At 67.8% G+C, this 20,852-nt stretch carries 23 protein-coding genes; 9 read left to right on the forward strand and 14 right to left on the reverse strand.

Annotated features, from left to right (window positions below):
* Positions 1-23 precede the first annotated feature (23 nt).
* The 7 genes from EBN03_RS33805 to EBN03_RS20905 all read right to left on the reverse strand — a co-directional run bounded on the left by EBN03_RS33805 (position 24) and on the right by EBN03_RS20905 (position 6,194).
* Complete coding sequence (locus EBN03_RS33805) at positions 24-1,112, reverse strand: DUF6875 domain-containing protein (RefSeq protein WP_147471656.1); 1,089 nt, start codon at positions 1,110-1,112, stop codon at positions 24-26.
* Between the two features lie 269 nt (positions 1,113-1,381).
* Positions 1,382-1,510, reverse strand: a complete 129-nt coding sequence (locus tag EBN03_RS35565; protein ID WP_267899301.1) for a hypothetical protein — start codon at positions 1,508-1,510, stop codon at positions 1,382-1,384.
* Positions 1,511-1,591: 81 nt separating this feature from the next.
* Complete coding sequence (locus EBN03_RS20885; RefSeq protein WP_233608495.1) at positions 1,592-2,473, reverse strand: alpha/beta hydrolase; 882 nt, start codon at positions 2,471-2,473, stop codon at positions 1,592-1,594.
* A 272-nt stretch (positions 2,474-2,745) separates the two neighbouring features.
* The gene (locus EBN03_RS20890; RefSeq protein ID WP_122189781.1) at positions 2,746-2,967 is read right to left on the reverse strand and encodes a hypothetical protein; all 222 of its coding nucleotides are present in this window, start codon (positions 2,965-2,967) and stop codon (positions 2,746-2,748) included.
* Between the two features lie 24 nt (positions 2,968-2,991).
* On the reverse strand, positions 2,992-4,218 hold the full coding sequence (locus EBN03_RS20895; protein WP_122189782.1) for a PucR family transcriptional regulator: 1,227 nt from the start codon (positions 4,216-4,218) through the stop codon (positions 2,992-2,994).
* 9 nt (positions 4,219-4,227) lie between these two features.
* Positions 4,228-5,346, reverse strand: coding sequence for an MBL fold metallo-hydrolase (locus tag EBN03_RS20900; RefSeq protein WP_199742897.1), 1,119 nt, complete (start codon positions 5,344-5,346; stop codon positions 4,228-4,230).
* Positions 5,343-6,194 (reverse strand): SDR family oxidoreductase, encoded by an 852-nt coding sequence (locus tag EBN03_RS20905; protein ID WP_122189783.1) that lies wholly within the window; start codon positions 6,192-6,194, stop codon positions 5,343-5,345. The genes EBN03_RS20900 and EBN03_RS20905 overlap by 4 nt, the downstream gene beginning before the upstream one ends.
* 156 nt (positions 6,195-6,350) lie before the next feature.
* Here EBN03_RS20905 and EBN03_RS20910 point away from each other — a divergent pair, with 156 nt between their 5' ends.
* The 3 genes from EBN03_RS20910 (at position 6,351) to EBN03_RS20920 (ending at position 8,477) form a co-directional block, all read left to right on the forward strand.
* Positions 6,351-6,992: a TetR/AcrR family transcriptional regulator gene (locus tag EBN03_RS20910; RefSeq protein WP_122189784.1), complete on the forward strand. Its 642-nt coding sequence runs from the start codon at positions 6,351-6,353 to the stop codon at positions 6,990-6,992.
* Between the two features lie 116 nt (positions 6,993-7,108).
* On the forward strand, positions 7,109-7,747 hold the full coding sequence (locus EBN03_RS20915; protein WP_147471657.1) for a TetR/AcrR family transcriptional regulator: 639 nt from the start codon (positions 7,109-7,111) through the stop codon (positions 7,745-7,747).
* A 91-nt stretch (positions 7,748-7,838) separates the two neighbouring features.
* Positions 7,839-8,477 carry a carbonic anhydrase gene (locus EBN03_RS20920; protein WP_122189786.1) on the forward strand — a complete coding sequence of 213 codons (639 nt, stop codon included), beginning with the start codon at positions 7,839-7,841 and terminating at the stop codon, positions 8,475-8,477.
* A 10-nt stretch (positions 8,478-8,487) separates the two neighbouring features.
* Here EBN03_RS20920 and EBN03_RS20925 read toward each other — a convergent pair whose 3' ends face one another.
* Together EBN03_RS20925 and EBN03_RS20930 are read right to left on the reverse strand one after the other, a co-directional pair.
* Positions 8,488-9,087 (reverse strand): hemerythrin domain-containing protein, encoded by a 600-nt coding sequence (locus tag EBN03_RS20925; protein ID WP_122189787.1) that lies wholly within the window; start codon positions 9,085-9,087, stop codon positions 8,488-8,490.
* A 49-nt stretch (positions 9,088-9,136) separates the two neighbouring features.
* Complete coding sequence (locus tag EBN03_RS20930; RefSeq protein WP_233608496.1) at positions 9,137-9,457, reverse strand: hypothetical protein; 321 nt, start codon at positions 9,455-9,457, stop codon at positions 9,137-9,139.
* Positions 9,458-9,807: 350 nt separating this feature from the next.
* Here EBN03_RS20930 and ctaD point away from each other — a divergent pair, with 350 nt between their 5' ends.
* Entirely contained in the window at positions 9,808-11,466 is a 1,659-nt protein-coding gene (gene ctaD / locus EBN03_RS20935; RefSeq protein ID WP_122189788.1) for an aa3-type cytochrome oxidase subunit I, read from the forward strand.
* Between the two features lie 33 nt (positions 11,467-11,499).
* Here the strand turns inward: ctaD and EBN03_RS20940 are convergent, their stop codons facing one another.
* Positions 11,500-12,165, reverse strand: a complete 666-nt coding sequence (locus EBN03_RS20940) for a TetR/AcrR family transcriptional regulator (protein ID WP_233608497.1) — start codon at positions 12,163-12,165, stop codon at positions 11,500-11,502.
* A gap of 70 nt (positions 12,166-12,235) precedes the next feature.
* Between EBN03_RS20940 and EBN03_RS20945 the strand changes: the two genes are divergently transcribed.
* Together EBN03_RS20945 and EBN03_RS20950 are read left to right on the forward strand one after the other, a co-directional pair.
* Positions 12,236-13,603 (forward strand): lipase family protein, encoded by a 1,368-nt coding sequence (locus tag EBN03_RS20945; RefSeq protein WP_122189790.1) that lies wholly within the window; start codon positions 12,236-12,238, stop codon positions 13,601-13,603.
* Between the two features lie 42 nt (positions 13,604-13,645).
* A complete protein-coding gene (locus EBN03_RS20950) occupies positions 13,646-15,235 on the forward strand; it encodes an AMP-binding protein (protein WP_233608498.1) in 1,590 nt (529 codons plus the stop codon).
* A gap of 510 nt (positions 15,236-15,745) precedes the next feature.
* Here the strand turns inward: EBN03_RS20950 and EBN03_RS20955 are convergent.
* On the reverse strand, positions 15,746-16,180 hold the full coding sequence (locus EBN03_RS20955) for an Hsp20/alpha crystallin family protein (RefSeq protein WP_122189791.1): 435 nt from the start codon (positions 16,178-16,180) through the stop codon (positions 15,746-15,748).
* Positions 16,181-16,311: 131 nt separating this feature from the next.
* On the opposite strand from EBN03_RS20955, the gene EBN03_RS20960 reads away from it, so the two are divergent.
* Both EBN03_RS20960 and EBN03_RS20965 read left to right on the forward strand, forming a co-directional pair.
* The gene (locus EBN03_RS20960; RefSeq protein ID WP_122189792.1) at positions 16,312-16,674 is read left to right on the forward strand and encodes a MerR family transcriptional regulator; all 363 of its coding nucleotides are present in this window, start codon (positions 16,312-16,314) and stop codon (positions 16,672-16,674) included.
* A 101-nt stretch (positions 16,675-16,775) separates the two neighbouring features.
* On the forward strand, positions 16,776-18,044 hold the full coding sequence (locus tag EBN03_RS20965) for a hypothetical protein (protein ID WP_122189793.1): 1,269 nt from the start codon (positions 16,776-16,778) through the stop codon (positions 18,042-18,044).
* Between the two features lie 32 nt (positions 18,045-18,076).
* On the opposite strand, the gene EBN03_RS20970 is transcribed toward EBN03_RS20965, so the two are convergent.
* From EBN03_RS20970 to EBN03_RS20980, 3 genes are all read right to left on the reverse strand, one after another.
* Positions 18,077-18,790: a hypothetical protein gene (locus tag EBN03_RS20970; RefSeq protein WP_122189794.1), complete on the reverse strand. Its 714-nt coding sequence runs from the start codon at positions 18,788-18,790 to the stop codon at positions 18,077-18,079.
* 125 nt (positions 18,791-18,915) lie between these two features.
* Positions 18,916-19,611, reverse strand: a complete 696-nt coding sequence (locus EBN03_RS20975; RefSeq protein WP_122189795.1) for a Rieske (2Fe-2S) protein — start codon at positions 19,609-19,611, stop codon at positions 18,916-18,918.
* Positions 19,611-20,183 carry an RNA polymerase sigma factor gene (locus tag EBN03_RS20980; RefSeq protein ID WP_122189796.1) on the reverse strand — a complete coding sequence of 191 codons (573 nt, stop codon included), beginning with the start codon at positions 20,181-20,183 and terminating at the stop codon, positions 19,611-19,613. The genes EBN03_RS20975 and EBN03_RS20980 overlap by 1 nt, the downstream gene beginning before the upstream one ends.
* Before the next feature lie 155 nt (positions 20,184-20,338).
* Between EBN03_RS20980 and EBN03_RS20985 the strand changes: the two genes are divergently transcribed.
* Positions 20,339-20,815, forward strand: a complete 477-nt coding sequence (locus EBN03_RS20985) for a cupredoxin domain-containing protein (protein ID WP_122189797.1) — start codon at positions 20,339-20,341, stop codon at positions 20,813-20,815.
* Positions 20,816-20,852: the final 37 nt, after the last annotated feature.

Below are 20,852 nucleotides of genomic sequence, written 5' to 3' on the forward strand. Positions count from 1 at the left end.
GCGGCGGCGGCCGGATTCTCGTGTTACAGCTTTGCTGCCAGATGGTCGGCCACCGCGGCGCGCGCGTGTGCCGACAGCTGCGACCCGAACTTTCGCAGATAAGCGTCGATCCACTCCGGGCGCTCGGCCAGGAAGGGGAAGTCCGACGGCACCATCGTGCGCACCGCGAGCATCGGCAGTGGCGCGCTCAACGGTCGAAATTCTTTGTTCCACAAGCCGGGTTGGGGGCAGCCCGGATAGAACTGACCGAGCATCGTGCCGCGATCGACGAACCGGCTCTTGAATTCCTGGTGTACGTCGTCGATAATGCGGTAGTCGGTATCCTCAGGAAGCACAGTAATGATCGCGCGTAACACCGATGTCGACGCGTCCCGCCCAGCGGGCAGTGTGGGATAGATATCGAACTCGTCGCGCACAATTCCGCGCAGTGCATCGATATCGGCTCGGTGGCCGCGCATGCAACCGACCCAGAGCATTCCGCGTTCCAGAGCCGGGCCCGTGAAGGGGCAGACGTTGCCGGTTCGCCCCAGGTCGGGGTTCGGCTGGGTCAGGAACGACTCGATCCACATCCGCAGCGACTCCAGCGATCCGTGCTCGTTCGGCGGGCAACCTTCGATGTCGGAAATCGGAATCCACCGTATACCGGAGCGGCGGCCGACTATTGTCTCGCTCATTGTGCGCCTCCCTGCGCCACCGTCGACGACAGATGGTCTCAACGACGCCTTACCCGAATCCTTCCACTCTCCTCTGCGTTGTTCGCGGGTAGTTAGAACTCTAGTCTTCCGGTGGTGAAAAATTGTAGTTCGAGCCAGGATCGGGGTTTTTCGGGGCAGCGGTTCGATGTCGCTCCATATTCCGAGTTCGGGATTGTTTGCGCTCGAGGATGTTAACGGCGAGGGGCCGGCCGACGATAAGGCCGGGCCCTCGGTCGAATTTCCGCTCATGCGGCCGGTCGCGACGCGGAACTGGCCACCGCATTGCGTGCCGCGACCGCCGACCGCGAAGCGCGGACGCTCGAGGCGATACCGGCCCGGGCGATCGAGCGTGGCGAGGTCGATCCGGCCGCCGCGGCGGGGCGGTTCCTGCAACACATGATGCTCGGCGCGGTTCATCGTGGACGGGGTCGAGGTCGACGCACCGTACCTGCACGACTACGTCGACGCGGTGGTGCTGCCCGCCCTGTGCCGACGCCGCGTCCTCGCTGCGCACCTCCATCGTGGCCAGGCTCATGGCCGGCCTGAAGGCGGTGCCCAGTCCCAGGCCCAGCAGTAACATCGCCGAGTTCCCGGTTGCTTGTTCCGATCGCGTCGGCGAACGACGACCCGTACATGTCCTTGCACGGCGAGCCGAGATCGACCGGCGCGGCGAATGTGTCCGCGCTTCAGCAAGCCGCTATCGCGTCGACGAACACGTTGTGGTCGTTGCCGCCGATGCCGAGCGTCACGACCGAGGTGCCGGGGGTGAGTGCGTTGAATTGTGGTGGCTGATCGAGGTATTGGGCGGTGGTCATGTTCTGCACCGTCGCGTCGCTGCAGCTGACGTCGGTCAGGGTCAGGCCTTTCGCCTGCGCGTGGAACGCAGGGGGTAGTGCTCAGGCGCTATGCTGCGCCGGCTCCGCCGTGGCCCATCCAGCCAGGAATTCCGAGATTCGATCGACCGCGGCGGCGGCTTCCGGGACGATGCTCGCGGCCGCCTGGAAGACATGGACCTGTCGATGCCACACCTGCAGTTCGCACGGCACGCCGTGCTCTCGCAACCGGTCGGCGATCAGGACGGCGTCGGGATACAGCAGCTCCGAGTCGCTCACCTGGACCAGTGTCGGTGGCAGGCCGGTCAGATCGCAGTGTGCGGGGGACTCCAGCGCCTGCCCGCCGGCGGCGCGTTCGGCAACCGCGAGCAGTCTCGTCGAAGCCCGTTGCGGGAATACCGCGCACGTCCGTGCGGTCGGGGCTGCCATTTTGGCGGTCATGTCCCAGTCGGTCAGCGGTGCCATCACTACGATCGCCGCCGGCACGGGCATGCCGCGCCGCCGGATCTCGACCGCGGTCATGAGCGCCAGATAGCCGCCGGCGGAATCACCCATGAGCACAACATCTTCGGGTCGGCCGGCCTGCTGCAGCGCGTACCGGTATCCCGCGACCGAATCTTCGAGCGCGTCGGCCACTGTCGCGCGCGGAAGTTTCCGATAGTCGACGGCGAGCACCTGGGCGTGCAATTCGTCGGCGAAGCGGCCCGTCATTTGGCGATGCAGTTTCCGACCGCCGAAAAGGAATGCTCCGCCGTGCAGGTAAACGACTATTTTGCCGTTGTCGTGGCCTGCCGGGGTCGTCAGTTCGGCGGTGCAGTTCGGCAGCGAGATCGAAGACCTGGCCAGGCCCGAGGGTACCGGAAGTGGCGGAATCAGCCGGTCCACCAGGTGGTAGGGCCACGGTAGGTGCGGAAAGAGGCTCCACAGGAAATTCGTCGATTTCACGGTGAGTCGTATGGCGATATCGAGAAGTCTGGATCGGAGACTGTGGCCCGGGAACTCTGTTCGATATGTCAGGACCGAAGATTCCGCATTCGGCCTGTCACCTGTCCGCACCCTGACCTCCTTGTCATAGGGCGGAAAACCATCCGCCCCAACGGAAATTATTGCCGATGGATTCTTCGCTGTCTCTATGGTGTTGCGAAAAAAGGGACGGGCGTGATTTGGACGATCGACAAAGTGGCTCTCGGGCTGCCGACCGGCGTCGAGGTGCGCCGCTACTGCTGGACCGCGCCCGAGAGCTGGTATGCCAGTAGGCAGTTGGGCGACTCGGCGGTGGCCGGCGACAGGGCGTCGAGCACCAGCCGGATCGCGGTGTCGTCGTAGGTCAGGCCGGCGTGCTCGATGGTGTCGTTCCAGCACGAGTCCTGAATCCACTCGTCGGCGACACCGGTCGAGGATGCCGGGGTGACGACGGTGTCCGAGCGGGTCGCGATCATGGTGTACGAGATGCCGGGACGAAATCAGTGACCGTCGGCGCGCGGATACAGTTGGTGAATCATCAGCGCGGCGCCGAGCAGGCGCGCCCCGTCCGGCGTGGCCGGGTCGGCTCCGGTGAGTTCGGTTATCCGCCGCAGGCGGTAGCTCAGGCTGTTCGGGTGGATGTGTAGGTCGTTCGCCGCGGCCTTGCGGTCACCGTCGTGTTTGAAGTGTGCCTCGAGCGCGTCGAGTAGATGCGGGTGGTCGACCAGCGGCTGGATGCAGGCGGCCAGCGCGTCGCGGGCCCGACCGGGCCGGGTGAGCTGGTACTCGAACATCAGTTGGTGCATGCCGTAGGTGCCGGTGGGGCGGCCGAGGCGGTGTGCGAGTTCGGCGAGTTCGGTGGCCTCCCGCGCGGCGACGGGAATGCCCGCGAGGGATGCGCCGTGCGATTCGATCACCAGGACGTCGGCACCCAGATCGGCCGAAAGATCCACGGCCAGTGTCGAATAGCGGCTGACATCGCTGCGCGCCGGCAGCAGCGCGATGCCGCCGGTGCCGTCGAAGGTGGTCAAGGCGGTCGATCCCGCGAGCCGGTCGAGCGCCTGTTGCACGACTCGGATCCGCCGCCGCCCACCGGCGGTGTCGGCCAGGGGAGCGACCGGATCCGCTGGGGGAGTCAGCAGCGCGAGCACGTCGTAATGTGTCGCGAGAGTGGTGTCGGCGCGCGCCGCGAGGTCTTCGGTCGGCCCACCGTGCAGCAACGCGGAACACAGGGCCCGGCGCGCTTCCCGCTCGGCGCTGTAGATGGATTGCTCTACGTCACTGTATGTTTCGACCACGGCGATGACGACCTGACCCATCACATCGAGTAACAGATCCACCAGTGCGGCTTGCTCGGGCAGATCCGATTCCGTAGTACTGGAAGCGATTTCGGACCATACTCGCCGGACGCTGCCGAAGACGCCGGTGATCAACAGGCGCAGCGGGATTCGTTCCTCGGCTTGCTGTCGCGTGATCGGCCTGACGATCTCGGCGATTTCGTCGGGGCCGAGGCGCCGTCGTTCGTCGGTGGCTTCCAGGAGCAACAGCGACCCGGCCATGATGGCGGGCAGGACCTCCTGGGTGTAGAGGGTGGGTGGCAGGTCGCCGCCGCCCTCGAGCACTGCCAGGCCCGCGTCGGAGATTTCCGCGGCGATGGTCGTCAGCCGGGGGAGCAGCCGGGTCAGGAGTGGTGAATCCAACGCGAAGCCGTACTGATCGTCGATCATGTGGGGAGGCTAGCCGCGGACCGGGGTGATGGTCCCGTAGTCGAGCCCGCCGTGGCTGTGGGTGGGGACGACAGGCCACTGGCGTTTCCACGAGGCGCATTCCGAGGACGGGATGATCTGCAGCCAGCGGGGATCGCGGGGCGACGGCGAGGCCATGGTCTTCTCCTTGACCATGGAGTCGTATTGGTCCAGGGAGTCCTCGAGGGTGTTGCTGTTGAGGACGACCTCGCGGCCGTAGAAGGCGGCCTGCTGCTTCACGCCCGGGATCGTGGAGAGCTCGGGCTGCCAGCTGTCGGCGGCCATGCCGTTCTCGGAGGAGACCCACACGCCGTCGGGGGTGTTGAGGACCAGCGAGTGGTTGCCGTCGGTGTGGCCGGGCGTCCACAGCAGGCTGACACCGACGCCGAGTTCGACGTCGCCGTCGAAGATCTCTAGCCGATTCCGGGGCACGCCGTTCATCCCGCCGTCGACGTACCACGCCCACTGCATGGGGTGCATGGACTCGAAGGTGCCCAATTCCTTGCGGTGGACCAGCAGTTTCGCGTTCGGGAACAGCGGTTCGCGGGCCGTGGCCTCGCCGTCGATGATCTCGGTGCTGCCCATGATCATGCGCACGTCCTGGACGTGGAGGTGGTCGAAGCTGAGGTAGTCGACGTCCTCGTTCCGCAATCCCAGGCCGGGCAGCACCGTATCGGGGTCGTTGTAGTACTTGACGAAGAACTTCTCGACGCCGAGTTTGCGCGAAAACCGTTGCAGGGTGCGGTAGAAGGGCGCCTCGGCCGATCCGGCCGCGACGGTGGGTTCCCAGACCAGCGTCTTCAGCTTGCCGTCGAAGCCTTCGAACTGGATCACGAACATGCGGTTGATGATCGAGATCATCGGGTTCACGTTCACCGAGTAGCCCTGGAAGGCGAATCGTGCCGGATAGGGCGCGGCGGCGATGTCGATGCTCTTGACGGCGCGGACCTGCCCCTGGGTCAGGAACCGCTCGCGGTACCGGACGGCGGCCGCGCGCACCGCTTCCAGCCGCCGGCCGCGCGGCCAGATCTCGTGCACGCCGTCGAATTCGGGGATCGGCCGCACGTGCGCCGATCGGTCGGCGGCGGGGATGTGGGTGTCGGTGTTCACTTCTCGGCTCCGGGCTGGTCGATGGCGGTCGTTTCGTAGGCGTGGCGTGCCGATCGGTCGCCGTGCAGCGCGGCCACTTGGTCGGGGACCATCCGCCGCAGGATCGCGGTCCGCAGGGTGTCGGGCAGGATGCCGACGGCGCGGACCAGCGGGCCCACATACCGGGGGACGGTCGTCTCGAATCGGGGGCGGGCGATCACCGCGCGGACGGTCACGGCGACCTCGGCGGGGGTGAGCAGCGCGACCGCGCCCGATGAGGTTCCGGCGGCGAGTGCGGTGTCGACGACCGTGGGCATCACCACCGACAGCCGTACGCCGGTGCCGCGCAGTTCGGCGCGCACGGCCGTCAGGTACCCGAGCACGCCGTGTTTGGTGGCGGCGTAGGTCGCCTCGCCCGGCGGTGCGAGCTTCGACGCCGCGGAGGCGACGGTGACGATGTGGCCGTGGCCGCGGGCGCGCATGCGCGGCGCGGCCAGCCGCACGCCCCGGATGACGCCGTGCAGGTTGACCTCGAGCTGTCGCCGCGTCGCGTGTTCGGGTTCTTCGTCGAACGGTCCGACCCACATGACACCGGCGTTGTTGACCAGGACATCCATTGTGTGCCAACGGGTTTCGACCGCGTCGAGGAAGCGGGTGAAGGATTGCTCGTCGGTGACGTCGAGCGCGAACCCGGCGACCTCGCCGGGCAGTTGCGCGGCGGCCGCCGCGGCCGCGGTGCCGTCGAGATCGCCGATCGCGACGCGGGCGCCGGCCGCGGCGAGTTCGGTGGCGATGGCCAGGCCGATGCCCTGGGCCGCGCCGGTCACCGCGACCACCTGCCCGGCGGGCGCGCGCTTCGAGGGGCCCATCGATCATCCTCCGAATCGGTTCATGTTTGACATGCGAACATGTCAGATGATCGTCAGTATGCCACATCGCGCGGCAAAATGGACACGTACGTGTGTCAGATGTGCGGGATGGCAAGCTGTCACCGGCAGATCAGCCACGGAAAGGAAGATCGAGCGATGACACGCGGCGGCGGAACCCGGCGACGCTACTCCGGCATGTCCGCCGACGAGCGGACCAGCGCTCGCCGGACCGCGATCCTCGCCGCGGCCCTGGAATTGTTCGGCACCGCGGGCTTCGCCGCCACCTCGGTCAAGCAGATCTGTGCCGCGGCCGGGCTGACCGAACGCTACTTCTACGAATCCTTCCGCGACCGGCACGCCGCCCTGGTCGGTCTGTACACCGCGCTGGTCACGGACCTGCGCGCAGCCACCGATGCCGCGATCGCCACGGCCGGCGACGATCCGGTCGCCGCCGCGGGCGCCGGTTTGCGCGCCTTCATCACCTACCTGACCGACGATCCGCGCCGGGCACGGGTGGTGCTGATCGAGGTCGTCGGCGTCTCACCCGACATCGAAGAACTCCGCCACGGTGTACTACGGGCTTTCGCCGACCTGATCGCGGCAGTCTGGACAGCCCAACCCGGCGTGAACCCTCACGACGAGCAACCCCAACTGATGGCCGTAGCCCTGTCCGGCGGGGTCAACAACCTGCTCGTCGACTGGATGATGACCGGCATGCGACAGTCCCCCCAGGTACTCACCGAGGCATGCACGACCCTGTTCGTAGCCGCCCTCGACGCCCTGCGCAACGACAATTAGTGCCGATCCGGACTCCTCGGAGCGTCACCCTCGTCCTCGGGTGGGGGCAGTGGCGCGTATGAATGGTTGTGGCGGTGAAGGGCTGCTGTAGCGACTTGGCATAGGAGGCCGGGACGGTGGACAGGGCGATTTTGCGGGCCAGGCAGGAACGGCGGCGGGTCGTCATGGCCGCGGCGGCCGGGTTGTTCGCGGCCTGTGGGTACCGGGCGGCGACGATGGCGGAGATCGCCTGTCGGTCCGGCATCAGCAAACCGGTTCTCTACAAGGCGTTTTCGAGCAAGCTGGAACTGTATCTGGCCGTCCTCGACGAGGCGGTGCGGGATCTCGAGGAGAGCCTCGGTGCCGCACTGGGACGCGCCGACGGCCCGAGATCGATCGTTACCGCGATGGTCGCCGCGGTATTCGACTTCGCCGACCGTAACCCGCGCAGTGCCGCCCTGCTGGCCGGAGCCGCTGTCGCCGAAGAGCCCTCGGCGCAGCGGGCGGCGCGCCGGGCTACCGAACTCTGCGTCGATTCGCTGCTGCGGGCGCTGGCACCGCATCTGTCGCCGCGAGTAGAGCAGTGGTTGATCGCAGCCGAGCTGGTCGCGATCGCGCAGTCGTGCGCGCGGGACTGGGCGATCACCGGCAAGCAACTGCCCCGTGCGGACGTGGTCGCCACAACCGCGGGCCTGTGCTGGGCGGGACTTGCCGGCATCGAGTTGAACCGCGGTGCCGATCCGCGACTCCCGGCGGTCGGTGCGGCCCGGAACTGACCGGGCCCGGCACTGAAAGGCGATGCCGCAGTTACTGGGTGGTAGCGGTCCCCGGTCCCACTCGTGCTCTGCCATCTGGTAGATCGGACATATGCCTCGTACGAATCCGATCACCGCATGGAAGTCACTGCGCGACGGCAACGCTCGCTTCGTCGCCGGCCAGTTGCAGCACCCCGGCCAGGGCGCGGCCGACCGCGCGAAGCTGGTCGAAGGACAACACCCCAAGGCCATCCTGTTCGGCTGCGGCGACTCCCGGGTCGCCGCGGAGATCATCTTCGACCAGGGCCTGGGCGACATGTTCGTCGTCCGCACCGCCGGTCACGTCCTCGATGCCTCGGTGCTGGGGTCGATCGAGTACGGGGTCGAAATCTTGAACGTGCCGCTGATCGTGGTCCTGGGGCACGACAGCTGCGGCGCGGTCCGCGCGACCGTCGACGCTCTCGACGGCGGCCAGGTGCCGGGCGGGTTCATCCGCAGCCTCGTCGAGCGGGTCACGCCCTCGATCCTGATGGGCCGCCGGGAGGGACTGACCGGTATCGACGAGTTGGAGGCCCGGCACGTCGTCGAGACCAGTCGGCTGTTGCTGCAGCGGTCGACGATCATCGCGGATCGGGTCGCCGCCGGGGAATGCGCGATCGCCGGGGTCACCTACGCGCTCGCGGACGGCCGGGCGCACCTGCGCGGTGTGATCGGCGATATCGGGGAGACAGCGACTCCGATCGAGGCGTGAGCGCCGGGGCTCAGGCTCGCCCCGGCGCCTCGCCCGGCTGGCGCTGGTTGTGCAGGTATTCGCGCACCGCGTCCCGCATCCGGTCGAAGACGGCCAGCGGGGGCCCGGTGAAGACATTCGCCAACGCGGTGTCACCGGCGTGCGGGTGCGGCCGGGTCGGCGCGAGGGATTCGATCGTCTCCAGCGAGGCCGCCATGTTCTCCAATTTCGCGGCGGAGAACTGCTTGCGCAGCAAGGGGAATTCGACCTGCTCCTCCTGAGCGGCGTGCTCGGCCATTTTCACCGCGAACTCGTCGAGCGCCTGGTCGAATTCGGGACCGTCGACCCCGAGGTCGTACAGATGGGCCAGCGCCCGCTTGGCCTCGTGTTCCTCGTCCAGCCGAGGTCGGACCACGTTGTCGGCGCCGAACACCGCGCGCCGGGCGGTGGGATGCACCAGCATCTCCTCGGCTGCCTCGTGCACCGCCAGGTCGTGGACGAGTTGTTCGAAAACCGCCGCGCGATCCGGTCCGCCGGCCTGCAGCCGGCTGACCAGGGACTCGAGCTGCCGGTGCTCGGCGGTGAGGACGTCGACGACGTCGGGGCGCTTCTCCGGTTCGGGACTGCCCATCATTCCTCCTAGGTTCGACGAATCGGCCCGGCCCCCGCCGTGGCGTCGGCTAATGCGCCGTGTGATCGTGGAATCCGAGCCCCTCGTGGTGCTTCACTCGGAGATGCTCGCCGAGTACCCAGGCCGTGCCGGCGAGCAAGCAGATCACGGTGATCAGACCCCCGACGATCGCCAGGCCGAGCGAGCCGGCGGCGGCGGCCGAGAGGGTCGCGGCGACGCCGATGACGGCGATCCCCACCAGGATCAGACCGGGCATGTTGCGGCCGTCGACGATCGACTCGCCGGCGTGTGGGCGGCTGCTACCGGCGGAATGGTCGGGGAAGCCCGGTTCGGTCTGTGGCTGCCGGGTGATCTGACTGGGTGAATACACGTTGCGACGGTGCCACCGGCTGACTCCCGGCACGTGTGTGTGGTGGTTCATTGTGCCTCACTCCTCGGTGTCCGGTCCGAGACTGCGGGTCCTTTACTTCAATCATGGACCTGAAGGGCGGGTAGCTCAATCGGTCTTGCCCAGGGAACCGCCTGCTCGCGGGCCGTTCGGGCAGAATTCGCCGCATCGGTGTACCGAATCGGTCGATCTCGGTTTGCGCTGTGTGCGCCGTGGTATCCGGTCGTCGGCGGAAACCGGCTTTACGATTGCCCGTCGATTGGGGCAAACATTCTTCTCGCTCCGAGCGGCCGTTTCTCCGGTGCGCCCGGCCGAACGAAGGGATCGGGGCCATGGCTCTCACCTTCCCCGGTATGCGGCTGCCGGCGCGGGCGCCCGTACGCCGCGCGCGAAAAGGTTCCGCGCTGCGACAAGTGCTCACCACCACCGATCCGAAACTGATCGGGATGATGTACATCGTCACCTCGATGGCGTTCTTCCTCGCCGGCGGGTTGCTCGCCGTGATCATGCGGGCCGAGCTCGCCCGGCCGGGCCTGCAGTTCCTGTCGACCGAGCAGTACAACCAGCTGTTCACCATGCACGGCACGATCATGTTGCTGTTCTACGCGACCCCGATCGCGTTCGGATTCGCCAATTGCGTCCTCCCGTTGCAGATCGGATCGCCCGATGTCGCGTTCCCGCGGCTCAATGCCATGAGCTACTGGCTGTTCCTGTTCGGCGCGCTGATCGCGATCGCGGGATTCCTCACACCGGACGGTGCCGCCGATTTCGGCTGGACCGGATACACCCCGTTGAGCCAGAACGTGCACGGCGTCGGCGGCGATCTGTGGGCGATGGGCATCGTGGTCTCGGGAGTCGGGACGATCCTCACCGCGGTGAACATGCTGACCACGATCGTGTGTCTGCGGGCTCCGGGTATGACCCTGTTCCGGATGCCGCTGTTCACCTGGAACATCCTGGTCACCAGCCTGCTGGTGCTGGCGGCGTTCCCGATCCTGACGGCGGCGCTGATGGCGCTCGAGCTGGATCGCCGCCTCGGTGGTCACATCTACGATCCGGCCAACGGTGGGGCGATCCTGTGGCAGCACCTGTTCTGGTTCTTCGGTCACCCGGAGGTCTACATCGTCGCGTTGCCGTTCTTCGGGATCATTTCCGAGGTGATCCCCGTCTTCAGCCGCAAGCCGATTTTCGGTTACAACGCGCTGGTGTTCGCGACGATATCGATCGGGGCGCTGTCGGTGTCGGTGTGGGCACACCATATGTTCGCGACGGGTGCGGTGCTGCTGCCGTTCTTCTCGTTCATGACGTTCCTGATCGCGGTTCCGACCGGGGTGAAGTTCTTCAACTGGATCGCCACCATGTGGCACGGGCAGCTGACTTTCGAAACGCCGATGCTGTGGTCGCTGGGATTCATCGTGACGTTCCTGCTGGGCGGTCTCTCCGGCGTGATCCTGGCCTCACCACCGCTCGATTTCCATGTCCACGACACGTATTTCGCGGTCGCGCACTTCCACTACGTGCTGTTCGGCACCATCGTGTTCGCCACTTTCGCCGGCATCTACTTCTGGTTCCCCAAGATGACCGGCCGGATGATGGACGAGCGGCTGGGGCGGATCCATTTCTGGACGACGTTCATCGGTTTCCACGTCACGTTCCTGGTCCAGCACTGGCTGGGTGCCGAGGGCATGCCGCGCCGCTACGCCGACTATCTGCCCGCCGACGGATTCACCACCTTGAACACGATCTCCACGCTCGGCTCGTTCGTGCTGGCGGTGTCGATGCTGACCTTCGTCTGGAATGTCTTCCGCAGCTATCGATTCGGCACGGTGGTGACCGTCGACGACCCGTGGGGTAACGCCAACTCGCTGGAATGGGCGACGACCTGCCCGCCGCCCCGCTACAACTTCTACGAGCTGCCCCGCATCAGATCCGAGCGGCCTGCGTTCGACCTGCACTACCCGCACATGCGGGTGACGCGGCCGGAACGGTAGGTACGTGGTCCGGCCTGCGCCGGCGGTGGGTGATCACCGATTGTGGTTGTGCCGCATGCCTGCTCGGACCACCAGCGCGAAATCGGTGAGCTGGGCGATCAATTCGTCGATGTCCGCAGCGGTCGGGGCGTACGAGCTGCGGTCCAAGGCGTCGCTGACCAGGTCGAACAGGCCCCCGACGACGGCGATCGCCAGATGCTCGTGCGGTCCGTCGGTTCCGTAGTGCCGCCACAGCGCGCTCACCAGGGTCGCGGACTGGCGGCGGTTGGCGCGGCGCTGGCGCTCGATGGTCGGGGAGATGCCGGCGGCTTGGCCGAAGGTCACCGCCGCGATGCGCGGGTCGTCGGTGACGGCGTGGGTGAGCGCCGAGGCCAGGAGCCGGGTGCCGGTGGCTTCGTCGTCGGGTAGGTCGGCCAGTGCGGCCTCGACGGTGCCGACGATGGTGTGGGTATTGCGCTGCAGCAGTTCGAGGTAGCACGCCTCCTTGGTGGAGAAGTGCTCGTAGAACGCTTTGTTCCCGACGTAGGCGGCTTGGCACAGCGCCTCGATCGAGGTGCCGGCGTAGCCGTCGCGCGCGAACAATTCCAGCGCGGTCTCCAGGAGCAGATCGCGGCGCTGGTCGGCGCGCTGGTCGGCGTCGAGTCCCCGGATGCGACGGCCGGGGCGGCGTTTCGCGGTGGAGTCGGATTTCGCGGTCACGTCAGGGAGTATATCCAGGTTTTGAACAAGAGCTCTTGTTCGTAATCGGGTGCTGTGTTGTACTGCTGGCATGAGTATCGAGCTCCACCCGACGGCGCGGTCGGGCCGGACCCGGCGCATCGCCGGGATCGCGGCAGCCTGCCTCGCGCTGTCGATCGCCAATTCCGTGACCGCACAGGCCGATCCGGCCTTCCCGCCGTCGTTTCCGCCGGACCAGAACCAATTGCCCCAATTGCCCAGCGAACCTGGCGGCTACCACGCGCTGCCGATCGCGACCCCCGACCAGGACCCCTGGTATCAGGCCCCGGACGACCTCGCCGACTACGCCCCGGGACAGATCCTGCGGACCCGGCAGGTGCAGACCCGATTCGTGGGACTCCCGGTGCCCGTCTACACCGAGCAGCTGCTGTTTCGGTCGGAAAACGTGCACGGCGACCCGATCGCCACCGCCACCACCGTGATCGTGCCCGGCATCCCCTGGACCGGCAGCCCCCGCCCGGTGGTGTCGTTCCAGGAAGCGATCGACTCCACCGACTCGTCGTGCAACCCCTCGCACACCCTGCAGGTCGGCACCTTCAAGGAGGCGACACTGGCGGTCTCCTGGCTGGCGCAGGGTTTCGCGATCAACATCCCCGACTTCGACGGTGAATTCGACACTTTCGCCACCGAGGACGAAGGCAAGATGGTGCTCGACAGCCTGCGGGCGATGAAGAGCGAACCCCAGCTCGGCCTGCACGACTCCGGCATCGCGCTCTACGGCTACTCCGGTGGCGGTCTGGGCACGATGCACGCCGCCGGGCTGCGGGCCGACTATGCGCCCGATATCCAGCTGCTCGGATCCGCGTTCGGTGGGTCTCCCGCCGACCTGATCGCGCAGGCGCACTACGCGATCGCGCCGCAACCGGGGCTGGCCGGGACCGGCAATTTCACGATGTGGCTGGGCTTCGCGGGCCTGGCCCGGGAGTATCCGGACATCTTCGACCCGAAGAAGCTGCTCACCCCCGAGGGACAGGCGATCGTCGCCGACGTCGCCCACCGCTGCGTCTACACCGCCGCACTGACCGGCATGTGGCGTCCGATCCAGGACTACTTCCAGCCCGGGATGTCGTTCGACGACGCGCCCGGTGTCGCGGATGTGTTGCGCGAGAACAGCATCGCCGAACGGATACCGGATACCCCGGTCCTGTGGTTCCACGGCATGTGGGACGAGCTGATCCCGCCCCGGGAATCGGTCGTCCCGACCGTCCACAAATGGCGCGACGCCGGCGCCGACCTGCGGTTCGTCACGATCCCGCTGCCGGAGCACATCACCAACGCGGTGGTCGGCTGGCTGCCCGCGCAGGCGTGGATCAGCGCGGTGCTGCGCGGGTTGCCGCCGGGGCCGCAGTTCGACCTGGACTATCCCGCGCCGCTGCCGCCCGGCTTTCCGGGCGCGTAAAGCATTGCGCCCGAAGATATTCGAAGACGACGAGGAGTGAACGTGAAGTCCCTGTCGACGGCCCTGCGACGGCCGGCGGTGTCCGGCGCCCAGGTCGCGGTTCTGCAGCGGTCCGGGGTGATCGATCTGCGTCGCCCGGACCGGGTGTGGGCCACGGCCCGGGCTGTGCGGACACTGGGCCCGATCGCCGGGGCGGTGCGCATCGGAGCGAGCCGCTGCCCGGACGCGATCGCGCTCGTCGATTCCGGTGGCTCGATCACCTACCGGGACCTGGACTCGCACACCGACGCCCTGGCCCGGACCTGGATCGCCGCGGGCGTCGGTCCGCAATCCACGATCGGTGTGCTGTGCCGTGATCATCGCGGCCTGGTGGAGGCGATGATCGCGGCCGCGAAGATCGGCAGCAAACTGGTGCTGCTCAACACCGGTTTCGGAGCACTGCAACTGGCGGACGTAGTCGATCGAGAGGGTGTCGAGGCGATCCGCGCCGACGTCGAATTCGATTCCGCCGTAGCGGTATTGCCGCAGCGGATCCTGCGGCTGCGCGCCGTCGCGACGGCGCCGCCGGGGCAGCGGCCGCCACTGCCGCCGCGACAGGGCGGGTTCGTGATTCTCACCGGTGGCACCACCGGAACACCCAAAGGGGTCCCGCGCAAGGTCGAATCACCACTGGCCGCAGCACAATTCCTCGACCGGGTGCCGCTGCGGCGGGGTGGGGTCACACTGCTGTGCGCGCCACTGTTCCACGGCACGGCGCTGTCGCAGTTCATCCTGTCGCTGACCCTGGGCTGCACGGTGGTCTTGCACGGCCGGTTCGAGGCCGAGCGGGCACTGGCACAGATCGCCGAACATCGGGTGACCGCGCTGGTCGTGGTCCCGACCATGCTGCGCCGCATCATCGACCTGGGCGAGGACACCGTGCGGCGATATCGCACCGACAGCCTGCGCATCGTGTTCTGCGCCGGTGCCGCGTTGCCGTCGGCGGTCGGCAGCAAGATAGGCGAGTGGTTCGGGCCGGTGATCTACAACTTCTACGGGTGCACCGAGACCGGCACCGCCACCATCGCCACGCCCGCCGACTGGGCGGCCGCACCGGGCACCGTCGGCCGCCCACCGGTCGGCGTCACGGTGCGGTTGTTCACCGCGGCCGGTGCGCAGGTGAGCGAGGCCGGCGCCACAGGCACTGTGTACGTGGGGAACTCGATCGCCTTCAGCGGATATTCCGGGGGAGGCGGGAAGAAGATGCTGCGGGGGTTGATGAGCACGGGCGACATCGGGCACTTCGACGCCGCGGGCCGGCTGTTCATCGACGGTCGCGACGACGACATGATCGTCTCCGGCGGCGAGAACGTATTCCCCGGCGAGATCGAGGACCTGCTCTACGACCACCCGGCCGTCGCCGAGGCGGCAGTCATCGGGGTGCCCGACGACGAATTCGGCCAGCGCCTGGCCGCGTTCGTCATCGGGACCGAGGAATTGACCGTCGCCGAGGTGAAGGACTTCGTTCGCATTCACCTGGCCCGCTTCAAGGTTCCGCGCGACGTCCACCTCGTGACCGAGCTCCCACGCACCCCCACCGGCAAGATCCACCGCGCGAGCCTGGCGGCGATGGCGGCGGCAGTGGACGAGTGAGGCGGATCGGCATCCACGGATCGCGGCCGTGGCCTCGGCTCAGCTCGGCGAACGCCCGTCTGCCCGAGCGGGAGCCGGACCGACGGTGGCGGCGGTAACGGCACCGTCCATCACCTCGGTCCACCAGTTCTCCAGTGGACTGGGATCGGGCCAGGTCACTGTCGGTGGATCGACGAGTTCGGCTGTGCTCGGGTGCTGCGCAGGTGGTGACATGGGGGTGGCTGATGGCGAGATCACGGTTGTCCTTGTGCTGTTGTGGGGCCACCGGCGCCGGAGCGCAGCGGTAGCCGTCGGAGCCGTCGAACAGTGGAAGACGGTGGCGTGGCGCGCTGTTCGCACCGCGACAGTCACCGTGCGGATTCGGGTGAAAGGGCCGGGTGGGCCCGGAAGCCTCGTGCTGACCGGACCCACCCGTCGACGGAAGAGACTCGAATCCGAACGTGAACTTGCGATGTCGTGGGGTGGGCGGCCGTACTTCGCCGGCCGCCGTGCCACCGCCGTGAAGGCAGGTCAGGCGTTGATGGCCTGACGGTCGTCGTGGCGGGTGATCTCGATCTTGCGGGGCTTGGCCTTCTCCGCGACCGGGATCACCAGGCGCAACACGCCGTCGCGGTAGTCGGCGCGAATGGCGTCGGTGTCGAGATTCTCCCCGAGGAACAGCTGACGGCTGAACACGCCGCGGTTGCGTTCCGCGGCGATCATCGACCGCTCCGGGTCCAGCCGGGGACGTGAGGCGCGCACGGTCACCACGTTGCGTTCGATATCGAGATCCAGCGATTCCGGGTCGATGCCGGGCAGGTCGAGTTCGACGAAGAACTCGTCACCCTCGCGCCAGGCATCCATCGGCATCACCACCGGACGGGCCGGCGTGCCGAAAACCTGCTGGGTCAGACGATCCAGGTCCCGAAACGGATCGGTGCGCATCAGCATGGTCGCCACCTCCACTCACTCCATTCTCGCTAGTGGGAAGCTCAGATAACCTCTGTCATCTGGCTGAGATCTGTTTTAGCACTCGACTGATGTGAGTGCAAGTTCCTTACTGAGGTAATCTGTAGTGGCGAGAGAGGAAACCCTGGATGCTGCCTGATCGACACGACCACCCACCCGGACACGGCACCGGTCACCGCCCCGGCCCGGCGCAGGCGGTCTACGGGATCTCGGTGGCCGCCGAACTGGCCGGCATGGGCGCGCATTCACTGCGCCTGTACGAGGAACACGGACTGCTCACTCCGGCCCGCAGCGCCGGGGGCACCCGCCGCTACAGCGACGACGACCTCGCGCGGCTGGCGCGCATCGCCGCCCTGACCGGTCAGGGGATCAACCTCGTCGCGATCGCCCGCATCCTCGACCTGGAAGACGCGAACACCGCGCTGCGCGACCGGAACGAAGCGCTCACCGCGGAGCGCGATCAGCTGCGCCGCGACCGCGACTCGGGCTGACGACGGCAGCTCCGGCCTGCAATCGGCCGGTCCGTCGCCGCCCGCTGTTAAGGTAGCCAACCAGTAGCCGATGTGTCTGCTTCGACCTCTGGGAGCCGCCCGTGCAGCGGTATCGTGCGGCCTTCGACACGGTGGGCGGATGCGCCGCCGCCGTGATCGCCGGTCTGGCGCTCGTCGTACCCGGTGACGCCGGGTGCGCCACCGGTTCGTCCGCGCTGCAGATGATGCAGCTCATCGTCACCGTGCCCCGGGCCACTGCCGTCGGTGTGGTCGTCGCGGTGCTGGTGGCGGTGTGCGCGCGGATCTACGGCACCCGCGCGGCCTGGGGAACCGCGACGATCGCGGCCCTCGTCGTAGTGGCCGACCACCTACTGATACCCGATACCTCGGCCAGTCTGGCCACCGCCAACTTCGTCGATTCGGTCGCCGCCGGCTCGCTGCTGGGCGCGGCCGGAGCGGCGGCGCTCGAATATCGTCCGCCCGCAATCGGATACGTGCTCGGTGCACTGACGAGCGTTACCGTCGGCAATCACATCCGGGTGGCGGCCGCCGCCGGGAACGGGGGCAGTTCACTGCTCGAACGCTCCTTCGTGGACCTGCCGCCGACCTGGCTCACCGTGCCGACGGTCGGGTTGCTGGCCGTCTCCTTCCTGCTCTGCCGTCGGACCGAAACATCGTCGTACCCCACCGTCTTGCATCTGCCGTTCGGACCGGTGCTCGCCGCGGCGATCGTCATCACGACCACGACCGTGGTGTCGGAACGGCTCAGCTCGGAACGGATCGGCACGGCCGCCATCGTCGTAGGGCTGTTCGCGGTGCTCGCCGCGGCGGTACTCGCCGCACTGTTGCTGCCGGGACGCGACGGCACCCTCCTGCTGCTCGCGGTGTCGCTCGCGGCGACCGGCAACGCGATCGCCGTCGCAACCCAGGCCCAGTGGAAGCTGGTGCCGATGCTGCTGGCCATGGCGCTCGGGCTGGCCGCGGGCCGGTTGCGCCCGGCCCCGGTCGTTGCGGGCGTGGCGATCGTTGCGATCGGGGTATTCGCGCTGCTGATCCCCGATGTGCGCCACGATGATTCGGTGGCCGCGCTGGTCGGCGGCGGTGCCGTCGCCGCGCTCGGCGGGTACAGCTTCGGGGCGGCCACCACCCGCACGGCAGCCGCGACGGTATTGGCGATCGGCGTCCTGTTCATCCCGACGGCCGTGCTGACACTGGAATTCGACGGCTGCACGCCACTACCGGTGCTTTCCGGCCGGGGCGGCGCCTCCGCGGCGCGCGCTGCCTGGACGGCCGTCACGCTCGGTGTCGGGTGTGTCGCCGCGATTGTCGCGCTGCGTCGGTGGCGACCGGAACGGGACCGGCAGGGCTGAGGGCGATCCGAGATCGCTGCGGGTCGCCCGGGTCAGGCTGCTTGCTGCACCTTGTGCACCGCGCTGGTGAACAGCTGGTCGAACGCGGCCTGGTCGGGTGCGTCGCCGACCGCCATGACGCGCACTCCGACGGTGAGACCGCGCAGCGTCGCGTATCCGGCGAATGTGATGGTGCTCAACGGTGTTACAGCGCTGGCTGTGGAGCTGGTGGACTTGTAGGCGACAGCGTGCATACCCGACAGGTCGGGTGGCACCGGCAGCTCGGTGACGCTGGTACCGGTGGTGACGGTCTTGCCGTCCTCCGTGGTGGTCGTCATCGTGACATCGGGGCAGCGCTGGATGTTCCGGGTGAAGGTGGACAGGTCGGCAACGGTCGACGCGACGGTCTCGATCAGAAAGTTGCTGTTGCCGTAGGTCGCGGCCGCGAAGGATGCCTCGGTCATCACCGCATTGAGCGTGGCGCCCAGATCATGTTGGGTGGCACCGCATTCGGCGGGGGAGTAGGTGGCGTTCTGCTGTGTCTTCGCCACGTCTCCGACCGTGGCGTTCAGCTTGTCCTGCGGCAGATCGAGTTCGGTCGAACCGGCCGGGAATTCGGCCGCGGTGAGCACCAACCGGTCCCGAGGGGTGGAAGGGGTTTGCGCGGCACCGGTATTCGCACCGGACCCGCCACATCCACTCAGCAGGGTCGCACCGGCCGCCGCGACGACGAGCACCCGGAGCATCGAACTACGCACAGCGATCATGCGGCCACTGTGTCACGGGCGCAACGCAACTGCCACCGATGCCATCGGCAGGTCACCGCCGGGGACGGCGGTACCCTGGTCGAGCACACCGAGGCGGGTACCGGTCTCGGACGGCGGCCCAGCGCTCAGGCGGGCTCGGCCGGGGCCAGCACCTCGACGGTGCCCGCGTTGTCCCGGACCTGGATATGCGGGAGGGGCGGCGGTGCCGCGGGGAGCTGATGGGTGGCGACCTGCCCGGCCGGGGTGAAGGACGTCAGATGGCAAGGGCAGCGCAGCATTTGGTTCGGCGCGTCCAGCCACAGGCGGCACCCCTGGTGGGTACAGATGCCGGAGACCGCGTCCAGCTTTCCGTCCACGCGGCGCACGAATCCGTTGACGGTTCCCACGTCGAACGCGTGCACGGCACCGTCGGGAACATCCGAGCTCGGCGCGACCGGCCGCCACTGCGCGCGAACCGGGTCCAGGACGGCCGGCGGTTCCGCCGTGATCGGCTGCTGACCACCACCGATCACGGCCCGGTCCACGACCGCGCCGACGACCGCCGCCGCCGCGGCGATCGACACCCCGCCCAGCACGTGCCGACGGGTTCCGGACATACCCGTGACGGGGGCCGGGTCCGCGCCTGTCGCCAGCTCCGCGTCGAGGCGGCGATGCAGCGACGCGAGAAACTCCTCGCTGGGCTGCCCGCTCCCCGGTCGCGCGGCCCGCAGTTCGATCGCCGTCCGCAGTTCGGCGACCTCGGCGTCGTCGGGCCGGAACGATGCCGTCGATCGCCCGTGAAGGAGATCGTCGACGAATCGGCGCACCTGACGGTCGGTCATCACGACTCCTCTCCGAATTCCGCGGCGATGCGTAGCGCACGGTGTTGCAATACCTTGGCATTCGCGACGCTCACGCCCATCGCTTTCGCCGCGTCCGCGACGGAATACGACTGCAGAAACCGTAACTCCAGTATGCGGCGGTAACGGTCGGGCAACCGGCCGAGCGCCGCCAGCGCTCGCGCGGTCGCGTCGGAGTCGTCGTCCGCGCGGTCCGGTGCGGGGATGTCCTCGTCGATCGTCGTGATCTGGCGGCCCATCGTCTCGCGCCAGTGTCTCGCGAGGACCGTTCGCGCGGTGGCGCGCAGATACGTCCGGACCTCGGCGACCGTGGCCGATACCCGCAGGGGGCGCAGCGCCGCGGTGAAGACCTCGGCGGTGAGATCTTCGGCATCGGGCCGGTTGCCGACCTTCGCGAACATCAGTCGATAGACCCAGACGACATTGTCCTGGTAGATCGCATTCCAGTCCGGATAGGCGGCATCCGAAACCACGCGCAACCCTCGATCCGACGCCGGTGGGAGACCGCCGGTGCGTGGCGGATCCGGCTCGAGCGCGTCCGATCGGCGCACCATGGGGTTCCTTTCGTCGCATCGTAGCGCCCGACGGCGCTACCGAGAGATAGGCGCCGGGGTTACACGAGCGGGTGCGTGTAACCCGGTCCGCTATCTGTTCACGACCGCATCACGTGGTCGGCGGGACTACTTTCCGGATCGAAAGGGGCACTCCGATGAGACAATTCGTGCGCGTGGCCACGGCCGCGGCGTGCATCGTGGCCGCGGCCGCCACCGCGGCCGCCTGCTCGGACAACAAGGACGCGACGCCGAACGCCGCGCCGACGGTCGCGTTCCCGTCCGGCAGCCAGACGCCGGGGATGTCGGGCGCGAGCCCGATGTCCATGCCCGGCATGACCGGAACGCCGGCCACCGGGGGTAACGCACCCGCGGCTCCGACCGGACCGGACAGCGTCGTGATCGACAATTTCGCGTTCGCTCCGGCGACGCTGACGGTCCCGGTCGGCACCACGGTGACCTGGACCAATCAGGACGAGGAACCCCATACCGTCGCCAGTTCGAACGGCACCTTCCACTCGCCCGGGATGGGCGCGAAGGCGACCTACAGCTTCACCTTCACCAGGGCCGGCACCTTCGATTACATCTGCTCGATTCACCCGTTCATGCATGCCACCGTGGTGGTGACCCCGTGAGCGAATCAGCTGAGCACACCGATCCCCGCGACCCGCA

Origin of the sequence: Nocardia stercoris, from assembly GCF_003696265.1 — a bacterium.
In the GTDB taxonomy this organism is placed as follows: domain Bacteria; phylum Actinomycetota; class Actinomycetes; order Mycobacteriales; family Mycobacteriaceae; genus Nocardia; species Nocardia stercoris.